14 protein-coding genes are annotated in these 17,995 nt (G+C 41.1%); 3 read left to right on the top strand and 11 right to left on the bottom strand.

Features of this window, described 5'->3' with window-relative positions:
* Nucleotides 1–190 precede the first annotated feature (190 nt).
* The 4 genes from Q0037_RS07480 to Q0037_RS07465 form a co-directional block, all read right to left on the bottom strand.
* A complete protein-coding gene (locus tag Q0037_RS07480) occupies nucleotides 191–1,195 on the bottom strand; it encodes an ATP-binding protein (RefSeq protein WP_297517023.1) in 1,005 nt (334 codons plus the stop codon).
* 1,232 nt (nucleotides 1,196–2,427) lie between these two features.
* A complete protein-coding gene (locus tag Q0037_RS07475) occupies nucleotides 2,428–2,817 on the bottom strand; it encodes a hypothetical protein (protein ID WP_297517022.1) in 390 nt (129 codons plus the stop codon).
* A 115-nt stretch (nucleotides 2,818–2,932) separates the two neighbouring features.
* A complete protein-coding gene (locus Q0037_RS07470; protein WP_297517021.1) occupies nucleotides 2,933–3,595 on the bottom strand; it encodes a response regulator in 663 nt (220 codons plus the stop codon).
* Nucleotides 3,596–3,635: 40 nt separating this feature from the next.
* On the bottom strand, nucleotides 3,636–4,646 hold the full coding sequence (locus tag Q0037_RS07465; RefSeq protein ID WP_297517020.1) for a LytTR family transcriptional regulator DNA-binding domain-containing protein: 1,011 nt from the start codon (nucleotides 4,644–4,646) through the stop codon (nucleotides 3,636–3,638).
* 464 nt (nucleotides 4,647–5,110) lie between these two features.
* On the opposite strand from Q0037_RS07465, the gene Q0037_RS07460 reads away from it, so the two are divergent.
* A complete protein-coding gene (locus Q0037_RS07460) occupies nucleotides 5,111–5,434 on the top strand; it encodes a helix-turn-helix transcriptional regulator (RefSeq protein WP_297517019.1) in 324 nt (107 codons plus the stop codon).
* A 50-nt stretch (nucleotides 5,435–5,484) separates the two neighbouring features.
* Here the strand turns inward: Q0037_RS07460 and Q0037_RS07455 are convergent, their stop codons facing one another.
* Nucleotides 5,485–7,029, bottom strand: coding sequence for a glycine--tRNA ligase (locus Q0037_RS07455; protein WP_297517018.1), 1,545 nt, complete (start codon nucleotides 7,027–7,029; stop codon nucleotides 5,485–5,487).
* Between the two features lie 84 nt (nucleotides 7,030–7,113).
* On the opposite strand from Q0037_RS07455, the gene Q0037_RS07450 reads away from it, so the two are divergent.
* Both Q0037_RS07450 and Q0037_RS07445 read left to right on the top strand, forming a co-directional pair.
* The gene (locus Q0037_RS07450) at nucleotides 7,114–7,794 is read left to right on the top strand and encodes a ComF family protein (protein WP_297517017.1); all 681 of its coding nucleotides are present in this window, start codon (nucleotides 7,114–7,116) and stop codon (nucleotides 7,792–7,794) included.
* A 76-nt stretch (nucleotides 7,795–7,870) separates the two neighbouring features.
* Nucleotides 7,871–9,472: an Ig-like domain-containing protein gene (locus tag Q0037_RS07445; RefSeq protein WP_297517016.1), complete on the top strand. Its 1,602-nt coding sequence runs from the start codon at nucleotides 7,871–7,873 to the stop codon at nucleotides 9,470–9,472.
* A gap of 2 nt (nucleotides 9,473–9,474) precedes the next feature.
* On the opposite strand, the gene Q0037_RS07440 is transcribed toward Q0037_RS07445, so the two are convergent.
* The 6 genes from Q0037_RS07440 to Q0037_RS07415 all read right to left on the bottom strand — a co-directional run bounded on the left by Q0037_RS07440 (nucleotide 9,475) and on the right by Q0037_RS07415 (nucleotide 17,982).
* Nucleotides 9,475–10,236, bottom strand: a complete 762-nt coding sequence (locus tag Q0037_RS07440) for an amidohydrolase (protein ID WP_297517015.1) — start codon at nucleotides 10,234–10,236, stop codon at nucleotides 9,475–9,477.
* 2 nt (nucleotides 10,237–10,238) lie between these two features.
* Nucleotides 10,239–13,049: a GH92 family glycosyl hydrolase gene (locus Q0037_RS07435; RefSeq protein ID WP_297517014.1), complete on the bottom strand. Its 2,811-nt coding sequence runs from the start codon at nucleotides 13,047–13,049 to the stop codon at nucleotides 10,239–10,241.
* A gap of 209 nt (nucleotides 13,050–13,258) precedes the next feature.
* On the bottom strand, nucleotides 13,259–14,020 hold the full coding sequence (locus Q0037_RS07430; RefSeq protein ID WP_297517013.1) for a succinate dehydrogenase/fumarate reductase iron-sulfur subunit: 762 nt from the start codon (nucleotides 14,018–14,020) through the stop codon (nucleotides 13,259–13,261).
* Nucleotides 14,021–14,027: 7 nt separating this feature from the next.
* Nucleotides 14,028–16,037, bottom strand: coding sequence for a fumarate reductase/succinate dehydrogenase flavoprotein subunit (locus Q0037_RS07425; RefSeq protein WP_297517012.1), 2,010 nt, complete (start codon nucleotides 16,035–16,037; stop codon nucleotides 14,028–14,030).
* Nucleotides 16,038–16,050: 13 nt separating this feature from the next.
* A complete protein-coding gene (locus Q0037_RS07420; protein WP_297517011.1) occupies nucleotides 16,051–16,941 on the bottom strand; it encodes a succinate dehydrogenase cytochrome b subunit in 891 nt (296 codons plus the stop codon).
* Nucleotides 16,942–17,112: 171 nt separating this feature from the next.
* On the bottom strand, nucleotides 17,113–17,982 hold the full coding sequence (locus Q0037_RS07415) for a hypothetical protein (RefSeq protein WP_297517010.1): 870 nt from the start codon (nucleotides 17,980–17,982) through the stop codon (nucleotides 17,113–17,115).
* Nucleotides 17,983–17,995 lie beyond the last annotated feature (13 nt).

Below are 17,995 nucleotides of genomic sequence, written 5' to 3'. Positions count from 1 at the left end.
GTTTGGGGCTTTCACGATGTAAAACTACTAGAGCATAGTGAGGTAATTGACAGCCTCACATGTATATATAGTGGATGATAGTCATTTGTGAGTGAATGGGGCTCAAATTTGGGTGAATGCATGGTTTTTAAAAAACAGGGTGAGAAAAGTCTATTTTTTAAACTAAAACACTGTTTTTCAATTATTTAAACTAAATCGGAAGTGTGATTTGCAAGGTCGTTCCTTCGGCAGGGGTCGAATAAACTTCTATTTTGGCAGCCATCATTTGAGCGCGTTCTTCTAGGTTTTTTAGGCCTATGCCAGGGGTCGTTTTTACCTCTTCAATGCCTTTCCCGTTGTCGGAAATTCGAAAAATTAACTGATGGGTATCGTGAATAAATTGAATTGATATCCGGGTCGCTTTGGCATGCTTGGTGATGTTTAGTAAGGCTTCTTGTACAATTCGCAAACAATTCACTTTAGTATCGTAGGGCAATTGTTCCCAATCCCATTGCGAAACGGTAAACTCCACTTCTTGATCATACACCTCATGATGGATATCAATTAACTCTTGAATCATAGAAAGTAAAGAAATAGTAGCCGAATTACTTTCATTTGTAAGGTTATGGGTTAACAAACGTAATTCGTTTTCCACCTGTTGAATATGCTCGATGCCTTCCATGGCTTCATGAAGCGTTTGTTTGTCTTGCTTGAAATGCAATTTAAAAAGTTGGTATCGGGTGCTGGCCAAGCGGTTGAGTACGTTGTCGTGAATTTCCATCGCAATGCCCCGTAGCAGATGCTTGCGGGTTTGGGCCTCGATTTCTTGATTTTTGACCAATAACTCTTCAATACGCGCATTGCTTTTTTGATTTTTTTTGTTGATTTCATGGCGTAATTGAAACAAACGATTACGGTAAATTAAGAAAATGATCAGCGACAACAAACTGGCCCCTGCCAATCCCCACATCAATTGGTTACGTTGGCGCTCGGTTTTGACTTTAGCTAAGGCCAACTGATTGGTTTCAAGCTGTATTTTGTAAAAATTATTTTGCTGGTATCGTTTTTTTACCAAAAGTTCATCTATTACACGGTCGTATTCTGTTATTGCAAAAAGGCGTTGTGAAGGATCAGCTCTGCTTAACAACACCAAAGAACTTAAATAATCAAAAGTAGATAAGCCATTTTTGCATAACCGATATGCTCGATTCGCCATTTGTTTAGCTTTATCAAATGATTTAATTGATAATAAATAATTGGTATACTCACGACAAATTAAAAATTGAAGATAATTAGATCCTTTGCATTTTTTTAGGTAATACTCATATTCTGAAATTGCATCGAAATCCTTATAAAGATTTATTTTGTTTTCAATATCTACTATTAATTCAAACATTAAATTACCCTTATATTCATCGTTTATTAATTGATTCATTAATTGATGGCTTTCTTTGTACATTTTGTTATAACTATACGATAACATTAAAGCCTCTCTAACTTCAGCTCGATGTTTTTTCTCAAAAACGATATCATCGACTCCATATTTTAGTGCATTTTCCAATAATGTTTTTGATGCACCATATTTATAATGTATATTTAAAATACCAACCTTTATAAGAATGAGTTTTTTTAATAGCCTTTCATTTTTTAATTTCTTTAATATCTTCTCCGCTTTCATTAAATAGTGTTCAGAAATTGAATAATCGTTTAAATACATTAGCAACTCTGAAATATTCAAATAGGTCTCACACATACCCTCTAGATGTTTTATCTTAGAGAAAACTTTATCTGCATAATTGAAATAAACAAAAGCTTTATCTGATAGGTCCTTATCCACAAAATGTCTTCCCTTTGCTAAATACGACCTTCCAATGAGTACCGAATCATTAGGAAACATTTTACAATACTTCTCAAAATCAGCGATATACTTTTGGTTTTTACTTTCCAAACAAAAAAAGCTGTTCCAGAGTATTTTATACTTGTACTCTTTGGTTAGTGAATCTCCCGCTGTACCAATAAGCTTTAGGGCTAAATCCAAGTTTCTTCGCACTAAACTGTGCTCCAATGAGTTTCTTCGATTAACACCAATGAGGCTATCCACCTTCAATAGGACCTGAGGGCTTGGCCCCTCCGTTTTTTTAGGGTTACTACAAGTGGTGAAGAGAAGTAAAAAACTAATAAAAACAACGTATCGCATAAGCCTATAAAAAAAGTGGATTCATCCGCTTAAGTTAACAAATAAATAAAAATCCCCTACTCGGAAAGGCGTAGAAAAAACATAGAATCCGGGCGTATACAACAGAATTAACGAAAGTGACAACATTGAATTCCGAGTGAGGGGATTAATCATAGTATCGGCTGAAACCCAATTTTAAGTGCTTGTACACAGTAAAATTACAAGGCTATTTTTAACTATTGCTACACTAAAAGTGTACATTTTGTTAAAATTTAACGCAACGCAATTTTGTGAACGTGCCACAACGTATTGATTTCATGTGTTATACATTCCAATTCACAGGCAACGGGTCCGTAGCGTTTCCAAAATCCAAACATACTATACGGTAAGCCCACCCATGGGCTCCATTCATAAAGCGTTACAGTAACCGAGGGAACTATTCCTGTTTTGGGTGCAAGGGACAACGCAAAATCAGCATAGGAAAAATCCAAATCGTTACACGCTTGCTCCCAAATCGCTTTAGAATCAAAATTGAACTGCAATGTATCGGTAATAAAAACAAGCCGAACTACTATTTTCCCTGAATCTAAAGGGTATTGTGATCGAACGGGAAGTACATTAAATAGTAAGGCAAAAAATCCAATTAGAACATATTGTATCATGGCGTAAATTATTTGATTGCAACAGCAGCATCCTTTTCATTCTCAAATCGTTTGACAAAGATACCCAGGCACTTTGCAATCTCAGGTGTGCAAAAAGTGTAAAATTTGTTAAAATTCAAATATATCCTCGGTCGCGTGCCATTTGCACTATGGTTTCATCATTGCCTTTTTCAATAGCAAAATACTCCCGAATTAGGGCCTTTCGTTTGTCTATGGCGCTTTTGGATAGCCCCAAATGATCCATGATGTAGCGTGTTTTAAACCCTTGTGCCAGCATAGCTATCATTTGTCGGTTAATACCGTCTAACACCTTGTAATCGGCATTTAATTGCTGTTTTAAAGCGGCTACCGTTTTGGTGTAACACGTACCGCCTTGATACACGTTTTCAAAAGCTTCTAACAATTCCATAGAGGAAAAATCACTTTTAATCATAATGGCTTCTGCCCGAGATTCCATGATCACACGATACAGAATAAGTGCCTCCGAGTGAGAGGTTAAAATCATTAATTTGGCCTGCGGTTGATACGTTCGAACGTAGTGTACTAAGTCAAAACCATTGTAAATTTTATAGGTTTCGCAAACAGGAAGCGTATAATCCAAAATAACGACATCGAAAGTCTTTTCAACAGCGGATGCTTTCAAAATTTCTACGGCTTGCGTGGTGGTGGTGGCCTCACAAACATCGATTTCTGCCCCTAAGCGATTGTTGGAAAAAATGGTTTTGTACCCCTCAATAATTAATTTGTGATCATCTACGATCAATACATTTATGGTCATGGCGTTTACTATTTTAGGCTACAAAAAAAAGAAAACTTCCTTAAATCTCCAAATAGTTCCCTGAAGCAATTTGATTGATTATGAGGTCGATATTGTCTTTATAGGACTTAGAGAAAGGTAGTTTTACCGTCGAATTTTTTAAGTGACACACCGAATTTCCTGTATGAATACGACCGATGTAGTTCCTATTGACAATGTAACTGTTGTGAATGCGAATAAAAGGCGATTGCAATACCCCTTCGAAGTGCTTTAAGGTTTTAAACGCGGTAATCATTTCACCTGTATTCAAATGGATATCCGTCGAATTGTTATCGGCTTGCAAATAACAAATTTCATCGGCATCAATGTAGCGATAATCTCCGTAAGATTTGACGCAAATCACCAACGGTTGGGGGGTGTTGACTTCGATTATCGTAGCTGGATTTTCGGCCACTGTAACCGATTCTTCCTCGGAAGTATCGGCTTCTGAAGCTACCTCTTCTTGGATCACCTTGGCCTCTTCAAGCATCTCATTTGCAACAGCTACTTCCGTTCCAATTGGAGTTTCCTCTGGCGCTTTTGCTGTGTGAAATTCTGTATTTAGCGAAGTAAAAGGAACTGCTTGAGGTTGTGAAACTGGGGTTGTCACAGGCGCTACTTCGTGCACGGCAGTCGGTTGGTGAAGTGTATAACCCATTGTTTTCTCCAAGCGCAACAGCGTTTTACGGAGTTCGGAAGTCGTTACTGGATGGATAAAATAATCAAAAACACCGTACTTGAAAGCTTGTAAACAAAGGGTGTCATTTTTGGTGGTAACAATAACTTGGGGTATTTGAACAAGATAACGGTACCATTCACTAATCAAAGCCAAAGACAACCCATTTTCAGGTTCTTCGGGGTCTATTTCTAAAAAAACCATGTCGGGACGAACTTCCAGCACTAAATCCAAAGCTTCTTCAGCCGAAGCAGCCGAACCTAAGAAGGTCATAAACGAAAAACCTACCGCAACCGCTGCTGTTTTTTGCATCCGTTGGGGATTATCGTCCAATACAACAAAGGAAATGGTCTTCAAAGCTTTACTTTTTGAGCAAAGCACTAGTGCTTTCCATTGGGAATTGCGGTTAAGTCTATAACAATCAAAATACTAAAAGTTTCACTGTTTGCGGGGGCACGCAAGGGCTAAAATAAAAGAAACGCTTCACAAAAAGCACCCAAAATCGACCATCGGATTCTGCAATCCTAAAAAATAGGTGAACTGAAAAAACGGTCGATAAAAGCGGTATTGTTTGTAAGAAATGACTTCTTTTATTGGTAAAACTTCGTTCAAATATCCTTTCGCAAAAAGGCTATTTTTACATATATGAATATAGAAACTATTACAACTGTCCCTCAAGCCTTGTAAATACTATTTTTAAACAACTTTATAAACAAAATTATAATTGAAAAAATTGTCGAATTTTTTTCGTTTGAACGATTTACATTACCTTTAAGGCTACCATTAACACGAACCGCAATTTTAAATTTATACTTAGCGATATGGGAATCACTAAAACGCAGGGTTTTTCATTTAAAATCAACGATTTAGCCGACAAATTAAAGGCCATGGGAAATCCCGCACGATTGAAAATTTTACAGTTTTTGATGCAAGCCCCTGCCTCTTCCTGTGGAGAAATCTTAGAAGTACTGCCATTAGCCCAATCTACGGTTTCGAAGCACCTATCGGAATTAAAACGCGTCAAACTTATTAAAGGGAAATCCAAAGGAAATAACATTTACTATTCCCTTAATATAAAAACTTGGGACAAAGTGAAAGACTTTCTACTCACTGACATAACGCTTCCTCGGGAGGAAGATGCATAAAAAAAGCGGCTCGTTCTAGGAATGAGCCGCTTTTTTATTTGATTTCTATTTTATTTCGTTCGCATTAACCAATTGCGCATCGATACTTCTTCCAAAATAATGCCCCGAAGCGCCGTAATTGACACTCGATCTTGCACCATAGAATCACGATGGCGTAAGGTTACTGTTTGATCTTCCAGCGTTTGGTGATCTACCGTGATACAAAATGGTGTTCCTAAAGCATCTTGACGACGGTAACGACGACCCACGGCATCTTTTTCATCGTAGGCTACGTTAAAATCCCATTTTAAATCCTCAATGATAGCACGCGCAATTTCGGGCAATCCATCTTTTTTAACCAAAGGAAGAACTGCAGCTTTAGTCGGAGCTAAAACACTAGGCAAACGCAAAACGGTTCGTGTGCTGCCGTCTTCTAAAGTTTCTTCTTGTAATGCTTTAGAAAATACCGCCAAGAACATACGGTCCAAACCTACCGAAGTTTCAACCACATAAGGCACATAATTTTTATTTTCTTCGGTATCGAAATACTGCAATTTTTTACCTGAATACTGCTCGTGTGCTTTCAAGTCAAAATCGGTGCGGGAGTGAATTCCCTCTAATTCTTTAAAGCCAAAAGGAAAATTAAATTCGATATCGGCCGCCGCATTGGCGTAATGTGCTAATTTTTCATGATCATGGAAACGGTAGTTCGCTGCACCCAATCCCAATGATAAATGCCATTTAAGTCGCGTTTCTTTCCAGTATTCATACCATTTCATCTCTTCTCCTGGCTTCACAAAGAATTGCATTTCCATTTGCTCAAATTCCCGCATCCGGAAAATAAATTGTCGCGCAACGATTTCATTACGGAACGCTTTCCCTGTTTGAGCAATCCCAAAAGGTACTTTCATTCGTCCTGTTTTCTGAACGTTTAAAAAGTTGACAAAAATTCCTTGAGCGGTTTCGGGACGTAAATACAAATCCATAGCATTTTCAGCAGAAGCGCCCAATTTGGTGCCAAACATCAAGTTAAATTGACGTACTTCTGTCCAATTCTTCGAACCCGTTTCAGGATCGGCAATTTCTAATTCTTCAATCAAGGCTTTTACATCTTCCAAATCGCCACTGTCCAAAGACTTGGCCATGCGTTCTAGAATGGATTTCTTTTTCGATAAATACTCCACCACACGTCCATTCGTCGTGACAAACTGTTGTTCATCAAACGAATCGCCAAAACGTTCACGGGCTTTATCGATTTCCTTTTGCGCTTTTTGCTGTAATTTTTCGCAATAATCCTCTAGCAAAACATCGGCGCGGTAGCGTTTTTTGGAATCTTTATTATCAATGAGAGGGTCGTTAAAAGCATCAACGTGCCCTGAAGCTTTCCAAGTGGTAGGATGCATTAAAATGGCCGCATCAATACCCACAATGTTCTCGTGCATTTGCACCATTGCCTTCCACCAATATTCGCGAATGTTTTTCTTTAATTCAGCACCGTTTTGTGCATAATCATAGACGGCACTTAATCCGTCATAAATTTCGCTCGACGGAAAAATAAATCCGTACTCTTTTGCATGCGAAACTACATTTTTGAAAATATCTTCTTGTTTTGCCATAGTGGTGCAAAAATATAAAAAACTGCCTTGTAGCGATGAGGATTAGCGTGTTTTTTATATCTTTATTTTTTTATTTATACGCCCATGTTTTCGCATCTTATTCGCCTGTTTTATCCCGAAACCTGCGCTGCCTGTCAAGCGCTCTTACTCCATCAAGAATTTGTGATTTGTACCCGTTGCCGGCATGAGCTTCCACAAACGATGCACCATCGGCAAAACGATAATGAGATCGTACGAAAATTCTATGGCCGCATCCCGTTGGTGTATGGTGGAGCCTTGTTGTATTTTCACAAAAAAGGGGCCGTGCAGGAACTCATTCACCACTTAAAATACAAAGGACAAGAAGCTATAGGGACAGCCATCGGTCATTGGCATGGCGCGGTTTTACAACGAAATTTCCCATCGCCATATCCCGATTTTATCATTCCTGTTCCCCTTCACCCTCGTAAACAACGGCAAAGGGGATTCAATCAAGTGGATTCTTACGCAAATGCACTGGCAGAACAGTTTAGTATTCCCTGCCTTCGTTCGTTACTTGTGCGGCAGCTGTATTCAAAAACGCAAACGAAGAAATCGATTTTAGGCCGATCGGAAGTGGTTCATGATATTTTTGGTCTTTGTGAGGCTGAGGCTTTTCATAACAAACATTTTCTGTTGGTCGACGATGTGATCACTACGGGGTCAACCTTGGAAGCTTGTGCGCGCGAACTGCTGAAAATCCCAGGGGCAAAAATTAGTATTGTTTGTATGGCCATGAGTCAATAAATTCGTTAAATCTCCTCAAAAAGATTTTCGCTTCCCCAATTATAATTGTTACTTTGCGAAGTAATTTCAGGCATTTATGTTTAAAAAAGCAGTATTTATCCTCCTTCTTATCACCCTCATCGGTTGGATGCCTTCTTGTGCTCGTCGTGGGAATGTTACCGGGGGGCCTAAAGATTCGCTCGCGCCGCATTTGGTCTCGAGTTTCCCTAAGAATTTTAGCACCCAATTTTCAGGCAATATCATAAAACTGCAATTTGATGAATATGTTAAGCTCAAGGATTTGGAAAAGCAATTGGTCGTTTCGCCTCCTATGAATACCGCCCCTGAGGTGACTCCACAAAACCCGAGTAAAATCCTTACCATAAAAATTAAAGACACCTTACAACCCAATACCACGTATAGTTTCAATTTTGGACAAAGCATTCAAGACAATAACGAAGGAAATCCGTACCAACAATTTCGCTTTGTTTTCTCTACAGGACCCGCCATTGACACCTTGCATTTGGGGGTAAAAATTAAAGATGCTCTCGAACGGAAATCCGATAATTTTGTATCGGTAATGCTTTATGAAGTGGATGCTAATTACACCGACTCAATTGTGTTTAAAAAAGCACCCAAATATGTTGCCAATTCGCTGGATAGCGCCAAAGTGGTGCGTTTAGAAAACCTTAAATCAGGTACGTATCGATTAATTGCCATAAAAGACCTCAACAAAAACAATCGCTTTGATCCCCAAACAGAAAAAATTGGATTCCAACGCGATGTTGTACGTATCCCCAATGATACCGTTTATCAACTCGAATTGTTTAGTCCACAGCGCGAATTACGCATTACTTCGACATCGCATCAAAAAAAATCACGGGTATTGGTAGGCTTTCAAGGGTCTATTTCCAAGGCTTCGTTGAAACTTCAAAAAGGAAATGAGGTGATCCCCCATCGTTTGGTGAAACTGGCCGGTAAAGACTCGGCTGAAGTTTGGTTCAATGCTACCAAAGGAGATTCCCTTACGTTACACATGCAAAAAGACAAGTATCAAAAAACCTTCGGATTTAAAGTTAGAGACGCCAAAAAAGACAGCCTTCAAATAGGGATTGGTCCGGGAGGCAATTTACCGTTTAGAGATACCTTGCTTATAAAGCCTTCTATTCCGCTCAAAAAATGGGATCCGAGTTTGATGCGTTTGCTACGAAAAGATTCCTCTGAGGTTAAGTTTACGTTGCAGTATAATGAATACCGCAATACGTTGGCCGTCCTTTTTAACAAAGAACCTCAAGAAAAATACAAATTTTCGGCTTTACCAGGTGCCCTAACAGATTGGTTTGAACAAAAAAATGACACGCTTCAACTCAATACGAATACGGGGGATTATGCCGATTATGGAAATTTAAAACTCAATCTAAAAAATGCCAAGCGATTCCCCATTTTGGTAGAATTAACAGACAATCAAGGCAAGGTTTTAGCTTCGTCATATAGCGATAAATCAACATCCTTTTCCTTTGAATTAATTCAGCCCAATACGTTTACTGTGCGCATAATTTATGACGATGACAAAGATGGAAAATGGACTCCCGGTAACTTTATGGAGTTAAAACAAAGCGAGGAAGTCTATTACTATCCTGAGCCCATTGAAGTTCGCATGAATTGGGATGCCGAGCAGACCATTGATTTAGGCCCTTGATGTTATAAGGTAAAAGGGTCGCGATCGTTTAAGAAGGGAAATCGTGATCGAGCCTCTACTAATTTTTCTTTATCCATTTCTACGATGAACACCTCTTCCATTTGTTGGGGTAACAGAAGGTAGTTTCCAAAACAATCGACTGCTTGAGAATGACCTGGGTATTCCAACCCATTACCGTCGATTCCTACGCGATTAACGCCAAGGGTATAACACATATTTTCGACCGCACGGGCTCGTAGAAGAACATCCCAGGCTTGTATACGTGGTGCTGGCCAATTTGCCACATATAGCGATATATCATACTCCTCTGTATTGCGTGAGAACACTGGAAATCGGAGGTCGTAGCAAATTAAAGGGCAAATTTTCCATCCCTTATAATCAATGATTACTCGGTGACTTCCGGCTTCATATACGCGATCTTCTCCCGCCAAGGTAAAGCGGTGTTTTTTGTCATACATCGAAATATCACCTTCAGGAGTTACAAAAAGCAAACGGTTATAAAACAATCCGTTTTCTTCGATGACCACACTGCCAACAAGGGCCGCTTGCAGTTGATGCGCCCAACGTCGCATCCATTCCACCGTAGGGCCTTCCATGGTTTCGGCACAGGAATTGGGATGCATGGTAAAACCTGTAGTAAACATTTCGGGCAAAACTACTAAATCGGTATGTGGCGAAATAGCGCTTAATTTTTTATCCAATAAAGCTCTATTTTCACTGGGATTTTCCCATTCTAAAGCGGTTTGAACTAAGGCTACTTGCATCGTTAGTTGATTTCAATTTCATCCACAAAAATAAAAGCATCTCCACCTGCACCGATATGCCACTCGGGTAATTTGCCGTAATTGATGGCTTTTACCTTGATATAGCGGGCTTGAATGGATTTGGGCAACTGCAATGCAAAATCATGGATCGAATTTTCATAATCTTGCGGGTCGACCGTATGCGTCAGCGTTCCCAACAATGTAAAATCAACCCCATCGAGCGAACTGTAATAGGCTACTTGTGTTGGCATGACAATCCAAGAACGGGTATCTTGCAAGCAGAAGGTTTTGCACGTGCTAATGCTTTTGGTTTCTTTCAAATCGACTACGGCTTCAAAATCTTGGGATTGATAGCCTTGCCAATCGCCTTTTCGCCAATTGGTTGTCCCGTGTATTCCATCGAGCAATCCCTCAGGGCCACCAGCATGGTATTGTGGATTGTAGGTAGAAGCTATTGCAATCGAATAATTGTTGGGTTTTTTGAAAAACGCAGCATAAATCGTTTGACTCGTTTGTTTCCCATCCATCACATAAGCACTCACGGTTGACGTTGAATCAATTGTAAATGGCCCTACATAAGGAACGAAGGTTCGCTTCACTCTTGAATAATCGGCTCCTTTTACGGTAACCAAATAGAAAATCGTATGCGAAGGATGCTGGGCGGTAATCGTCACCTGCATTTGGTCTTTAAACGCTTTATGAGCGGCTTCAATAACGGGAACGGGAACAATTTTGGGTGCAGTTAGGAAATTCGCTTGGTCTGTTTTTGAAACCGTTGAAATTCCCAAACGCGTTTTTGAGGTTTCGGGAGTTAGGGCAACACGTGATCCGTCTTCCAATTGAATCGTCGCCGAAGAAAACAAAGGCTGTGTTTGCGTCCACTCGGGAATTCCCGGAGTTACGGCATACATTCCTAAAGCGCTCAATACATACCACGCACTCATTTGACCACAATCTTCATTGCCAATCAACCCATCGGGGCTATTTTTGTAAAAGGTATTTAGGATATAGTGGACTTTTTCCTTGGTTTTTTCGGGCTTTCCGATGAAATTATAGAGATACGCCATGTGATGACTGGGTTCATTTCCGTGTGCATACTGCCCGATGAGTCCGGTCACATCCACTTGTTCGCGTCCAGTGGTTTTGCTTTCACTAGTGAACATTTCATCCAATTTGGCTTCAAATTTTGCAGCACCTCCATAGGCTTCAATCATACCGGTGATGTCTTGGGGGACAAAAAAGGAGTACTGCCAACTGTTGCCTTCGGTAAAATTATTGTTGATTTCCCGTGGATCAAATGGCTTATCCCAACCCCCATTTTTCTTGGGGCGCATGAAACCCGTATTCGGATCAAACACATTCTTCCATGCTTGGGCGCGTTTCATAAAATAGTGGTAATCCTCTGATTTACCCAAAATCTTCGCCATTTGCGCTATACACCAATCGTCATAGGCATATTCTAAGGTTTTGGATACACTTTCGTGCTCATCGTCCATAGCGATAAACCCTTGTTTTTTGTAAGCTTGCAGTCCCAAATGATCGAGCATCGCCGAATGTTTGGAAGCTTCAAACGCTTTTTGATAATCAAATCCTTGAATTCCTTTGGCCATCGCATCAGCAATAACGGAGACCGCGTGGTAACCAATCATACAATCCGTTTCGTTGGACGCCAATTCCCAAACCGGCAATCGTCCTCCTTGTTCGTATTGTTTGATAAACGTGTTGATGTAATCGGCCGTACGTTTTTTATCGATTAAGGTATACAAGGGATGGGCGGCCCGGAAGGTATCCCACAGGGAAAAAACCGAATAATAGGTAAAGCCTTCTGCTTTATGAATGCGATTATCACGCCCTCGGTAGGAGCCATCAATATCTTGAGCGATATTGGGTTGCATCATCGTATGGTAAAGCGCGGTATAAAAGACCGTTTTTTGGTCGGCATTGGAGGTTGAAATTTGAATCTTTGACAATTCCGCTTCCCAGGCTTTTTCGGCATTTTTACGAACCAACTCAAAGTCCCAACCCGTCACCTCACTACTGTTTAAACGAGCTCCTTCGTAGGAAGTAGGCGAAAGGGTAACTTTAACCTTAATTTTGTCTCCGGCTTTAACGCTTTTTTGAAGCGCAATTTTCAAAACTGTCCCCGAATAAAAATCATTTTGTTGCGAGCGATCGGCTTCAACACGAACTATATTCATGGGAGTATCCAATTCAATGCGGGCAAACACCCATTGATCTTTGGCCCAAGCTTCGCTACGACGGAGTACTTCGAGCGTATAATTATTGACCACACGTATTTCGCCATATAGCAATTTATCTCTATGGTTTAAATCGAGAATTAGATTGGCTAACCCTTCTTTTGTAAAGGTATATTCGTGAAAACCCACTCGTGTAGAAGCCGTGAATCGCGCTTGTATTTGGTGTTTTTCGAGGCGAACTTCATAATAGCCTGCGCTGGCTTTTTCGGTGGTATGTAAAAAAGGAGAGCCATAGCCTTTTGGGTCAAAAGAAACATCGCCCATCGTGGGCATAAGCATAATATCGCCGTAATCGGAGCAGCCGGTTCCGTTTAAATGCGTATGGGAAAAACCGTAGATTACAGGATCGGAATAATGGTAGCCCGAACAACCGTCCCAGCTGCCATCAATACGCGTGTCGGGGGAGAGTTGCACCATTCCATAGGGTAAGGTGGCACCGGGAAAGGTGTGCCCATGGCCGTCGGTTCCGATCATAGGGTTGACAAAGGAAGTATTATTTTGAGCTGGGAGTAGTAGCACCCATGTTGAAAGTAAGAGTGTGAAAAGGGATTTCATTTATGTTGTTTGTTTGTTGTATTCAAATATACGTTTTTTTGCGCAGGGATTGCGAGAGGGGGAGAAGCAACGTGCCGCGCACGGCGGATGACCCGACCCCGATGGCGGGAAATGATTATGAAAATAGAAGCTTTTTCATCGGGGACTCGCCCCAAAAAAAAACACCTCCGAAGAAGTGCTTTTTTATGAATTAACCTTTTGTAAGGAAATTATTTAAGACTAGCTTTTAAATATTCGCGGTTCATGCGCGCAATGTTTTCTAAGGAAATTCCTTTCGGACATTCGATTTCACACGCCCCTGTATTGGTACAGTTTCCGAATCCTTCTTCGTCCATTTGGCGTACCATGTTCATTACACGTTGTGTCGCCTCAACTTTACCTTGGGGTAACAAAGCATATTGGGATACTTTGGCGCCAACAAACAACATAGCCGAGCCGTTTTTACAGGTGGCGACACAGGCTCCACATCCGATGCAAGCGGCCGCTTCAAACGCTTTATCGGCATTTTCTTTGGGCACTGGAATGGTATTCGCATCGATCGTACGACCTGAAGTGTTTACTGAAACGAACCCTCCTGCTTGTTGGATACGGTCGAAGGCACTGCGATCCACTACCAAGTCTTTGATGATTGGGAACGCGCGGCTTCTCCAAGGCTCTACGTAAATGGTGTCGCCATCTTTAAACATACGCATGTGCAACTGACAGGTGGTGATACCCATATCAGGTCCGTGCGCACGTCCGTTAATAAACAAAGAGCAGGAACCGCAAATTCCCTCACGACAATCGTGATCAAAAGCAACAGGCTCTTGTTTTTGGGATACCAATTGTTCATTCAACTGGTCCAACATTTCAAGGAAGGAACTGTCGGTAGAGACGTTGTCCAACTTATAATCGACCAATTGTCCTTTGACGTTTCCATTTTTTTGACGCCAAATTTTCAAATTTATATTGATGTTCTTTTTAGAAGCCATGTTTCAATTATTTATAGTTTCTCGCTGCAATTTTAATATACTCGTATTTCAGCTCTTCTTTATGAAGTTCTTCTTTGCTGATATCGGGACCTTTGTACTCCCAAGCACTCACAAAAGCGTAGTTTTCGTCATCACGAAGCGTTTCCCCTTCGGCGTCTTGGTATTCTTCACGGAAGTGACCTCCACAAGATTCGTTACGCTCTAGGGCATCCATCGCCATCAACTGACCCAATTCAAGGAAATCGGCCACGCGAAGCGCTTTTTCCAATTCTTGATTCAATTCATCGGCACTTCCTGGCACAAACACGTCTTTGTAGAATTCGGCCCGTAACGCATCGATTTCGCTAATAGCTTCTTTTAAGCCTTGCTCGTTACGTCCCATGCCGACTTTATTCCACATAATCAATCCGAGGCGTTTGTGAAAATAATCGACTGTTTTGGTTCCGTTATTGGACAAGAAGCTATTAATTTGGTCATTGACGCGTTTTTCTGCTTCGTCAAATTCGGGTAAGCTTGTTGAAATTTTACCGGTACGAATATCGTCCGCCAAATAATTTGAAACCGTGTAGGGCAACACAAAGTACCCATCGGCTAATCCTTGCATCAAGGCAGAAGCTCCCAAACGGTTGGCCCCGTGATGAGAGAAGTTGGCTTCTCCCGCCACGAAACAACCTGGAATCGACGATTGTAAGTTGTAATCTACCCAAACACCGCCCATAGTATAGTGTACCGCAGGGTATATTTTCATTGGAGTTTCATACGGATTCTCATCGGTAATTTTTTGGTACATGGTAAACAAGTTACCGTATTTTTCTTCCAACCATTTTTTACCTAAACGGGTAATTTCTTCTGCAGAAGGATTGTGATTTCCAGAGGCATACGCCGCTTGTTTCCCTTTGTTCTGAATTTCAGTAGAGAAATCCAAATATACCCCTTCATTCGTATCATTAGCCTCGATACCATATCCCGCATCACAACGCTCTTTAGCAGCACGTGAAGCTACGTCACGAGGAACTAAGTTACCAAAGGCAGGGTATCTTCTTTCCAAGAAATAATCTCTATCTTCTTCGGCAATTTGCGTGGGTTTCAATTGCCCAGCGCGAATGGCTTCCGCATCTTCTTTTTTCTTTGGCACCCAAATACGACCTGAATTACGAAGCGACTCCGACATCAAGGTTAACTTGGATTGGTTAGTTCCGTGAACGGGAATACAAGTAGGGTGAATTTGCACGAAACAAGGATTGGAAAACAAGGCGCCTTGCTTATGTACTTTCCAAGCTGCGGTTACGTTACTTCCCATCGCATTGGTCGATAAGAAATACACATTTCCATATCCCCCAGAAGCAATAATTACAGCATGTGCTGAATGACGTTCGATTTCACCGGTGACCAAATTACGCGCAATGATACCACGGGCTTTTCCGTCAACTTTTACTAAATCCAACATTTCGTGGCGGTTGAACATCTGCACACGTCCCAATCCAATCTGACGGGATAAAGCCGAATAGGCACCTAGTAATAATTGTTGTCCCGTTTGACCCGCCGCATAGAATGTACGCTGAACTTGAGTTCCTCCAAAAGAACGGTTGTCCAACATTCCGCCGTATTCACGTGCAAAGGGAACACCTTGCGCCACACATTGGTCAATGATATTTCCTGACACTTCAGCCAAACGATGAACGTTAGCCTCGCGAGCACGGTAGTCACCACCCTTAATAGTATCGTAAAACAAACGGTACACAGAGTCTCCGTCATTTTGGTAGTTTTTGGCGGCATTAATCCCTCCTTGCGCGGCAATCGAGTGCGCACGACGGGGTGAATCTTGAAAACAGAATGCTTTTACATTGTATCCCATTTCTCCTAAAGAAGCTGCCGCAGAAGCTCCAGCCAATCCAGTACCTACCACAATAATGTCAATTTTTGGACGGTTATTGGGCGCTACTAGCTTTAAGTTATTCTTGTGATTGGTCCATTTTTCTGAAATGTGACCTTCCGGTATTTTTGAATCTAACTTCATATCGTGATGTTGATTATTTTAAGAAAAAATGAATGTAAACAGGAATCGCAGCAAACAAGGCAGGAACCAAAATAGCAAAAGCAGTTCCAAATGTTTTGATGAGTGGCGTTAACTTACGACTGGTTACGCCCATCGATTGGAAGGCACTTTGGAACCCGTGCAACAAGTGAAAAGCCAAAACCAACATAGCCAATACATATAATCCTGTGGCAGCCATTCCCCATTTTTTATCTTTAAACAAGTCGATGGTGATTTTGTATAAGTCTTTTTGACCAATAAAAATTACTTCGCCATCTTTTTTGTTGTAGACTGTTGTCAAATCGCGAACCGCTAGGTCATATTGACCCATGGATTGTGTTTTGATACCTTCTAAAATTTTTGCTCCAAAACGACCGTTTTCGTCAATTTGAAAATAGGGATTAGGAGACTCTTTAGTTCCCACAGCCACACGCTGTTTTACACCCATACCCGTGTTCATTTCCTTGACTACAATAGGCATGTTTTCATCAAAATGCATGCGAGCCCAAAAATTAGCCATGTGGGTTACAATAAAAACTAAGATAAGAGTGCCCAACACCGCCATGTTGCGAGACGCCAAACTACTACTAGCCGACGCATTCACTTTGGCATAGCCTACTGGACGAGCCGCTTTGTTCTGAAAAGCCAATAAAATACCATCTACCGCATGGAAAATGATGGAAATGTAAGTGAGGTAAGAAAGAATTTTTACCGCTGGATTGGTCGTCATAAACAACGCATAATCGTTGAAATGCTTGGCATCACTGAAAATCAACTGGAGATTCCCCAGCAAGTGACCGACCAAAAACAAGCATAAAAATAAACCCGTTAGCGCCATCCAATATTTTTTTGCAATGGAGGACTTCAGAAGTGCAGATTTTGCCATAATTTTTATTTGATTGTAATAGTTTTTTAAAAAATCAAACAAAAATAAGGGTTCTTGCAGTTAACTACAACCTTTTCGCACTAATTTATAATGAATTTAAAAAGCGTTTAGGGGACTGCAAAAATGTTGACAAAACCAGATAAAAAAATAGAAATACGAAAAAAAGAGCGCTTATTTTTCAAAGGTTGGAAGTAAACCCCGCAAGCCCATATCGACTACCGTTTCACCTGCAGCAGGTTCATACTTGCCATCGGGCACTACCTCTACCCACTCAAAGCTATTGTTATTGGAAAGCGAAAGCGTAAGTGCTATATCGCGGGTTTCGTTACCTGTGATTTGTAGTGCTGCGGGAAACTTCCCTGTTACGACACACGACCCCGCAGGGATTGGCGATGTAGCTGCTAGGGGATTGGGTACGGTCGTTGCCCCGGCAGGCGCTTGTCCAGAAGACGAATACGGGAAATCATTCAAGGCAAACGCCCAATACCCTTGCGCCCGATTGCCATCGACAGCAAAAAAATTATTTCCTAATGCATGACTTGTAATATAGGTGTTATACCCCACAAAACTCGCCAGGGTCCCCGCATAATCCGTGCCCGAATGCCGAACCGAAATGCCGTAATTTTGATAGGATAACGAAACGCGTACCCACTCGTAGGTGCCTTGTGCCAAAGTGCGTAAGGGTATTTTCAGAAAAACCGCTCCTTCGGCAACAATCTTAGATTGATTAAAGTCAATGGCCGTCGCACCTCCAGCATTGGTCTCAGGGGCATGATAAACCACCAAACCTTGGCCTAATTGCGTATTGGCATTTTGGGATAGCTCTAAATAATGCGCTCCAAGGGTATTGAATGTAGGCGATTGTGCGGCATGTCCTGAAGGTACCGTCGCGGGTTGTCCCAAATTGTTTAACCGCACTTGATTGGGGTCAAATTGAAACCGGACCACCAAATACGGCTCTGCAACCGTTTCTTCCTGATCACAAGAGTAAAAGGGCACAAAAACCAATAAAGCAATTCCAAAAGCGATCCATTTTTTCATACGTATTGCATTT

The sequence above is a fragment of the Flavobacterium sp. genome (assembly GCF_027482425.1).
Taxonomy (GTDB): domain Bacteria; phylum Bacteroidota; class Bacteroidia; order Flavobacteriales; family Flavobacteriaceae; genus Flavobacterium.
This window is presented reverse-complemented; position numbering and strand designations above follow the sequence as displayed.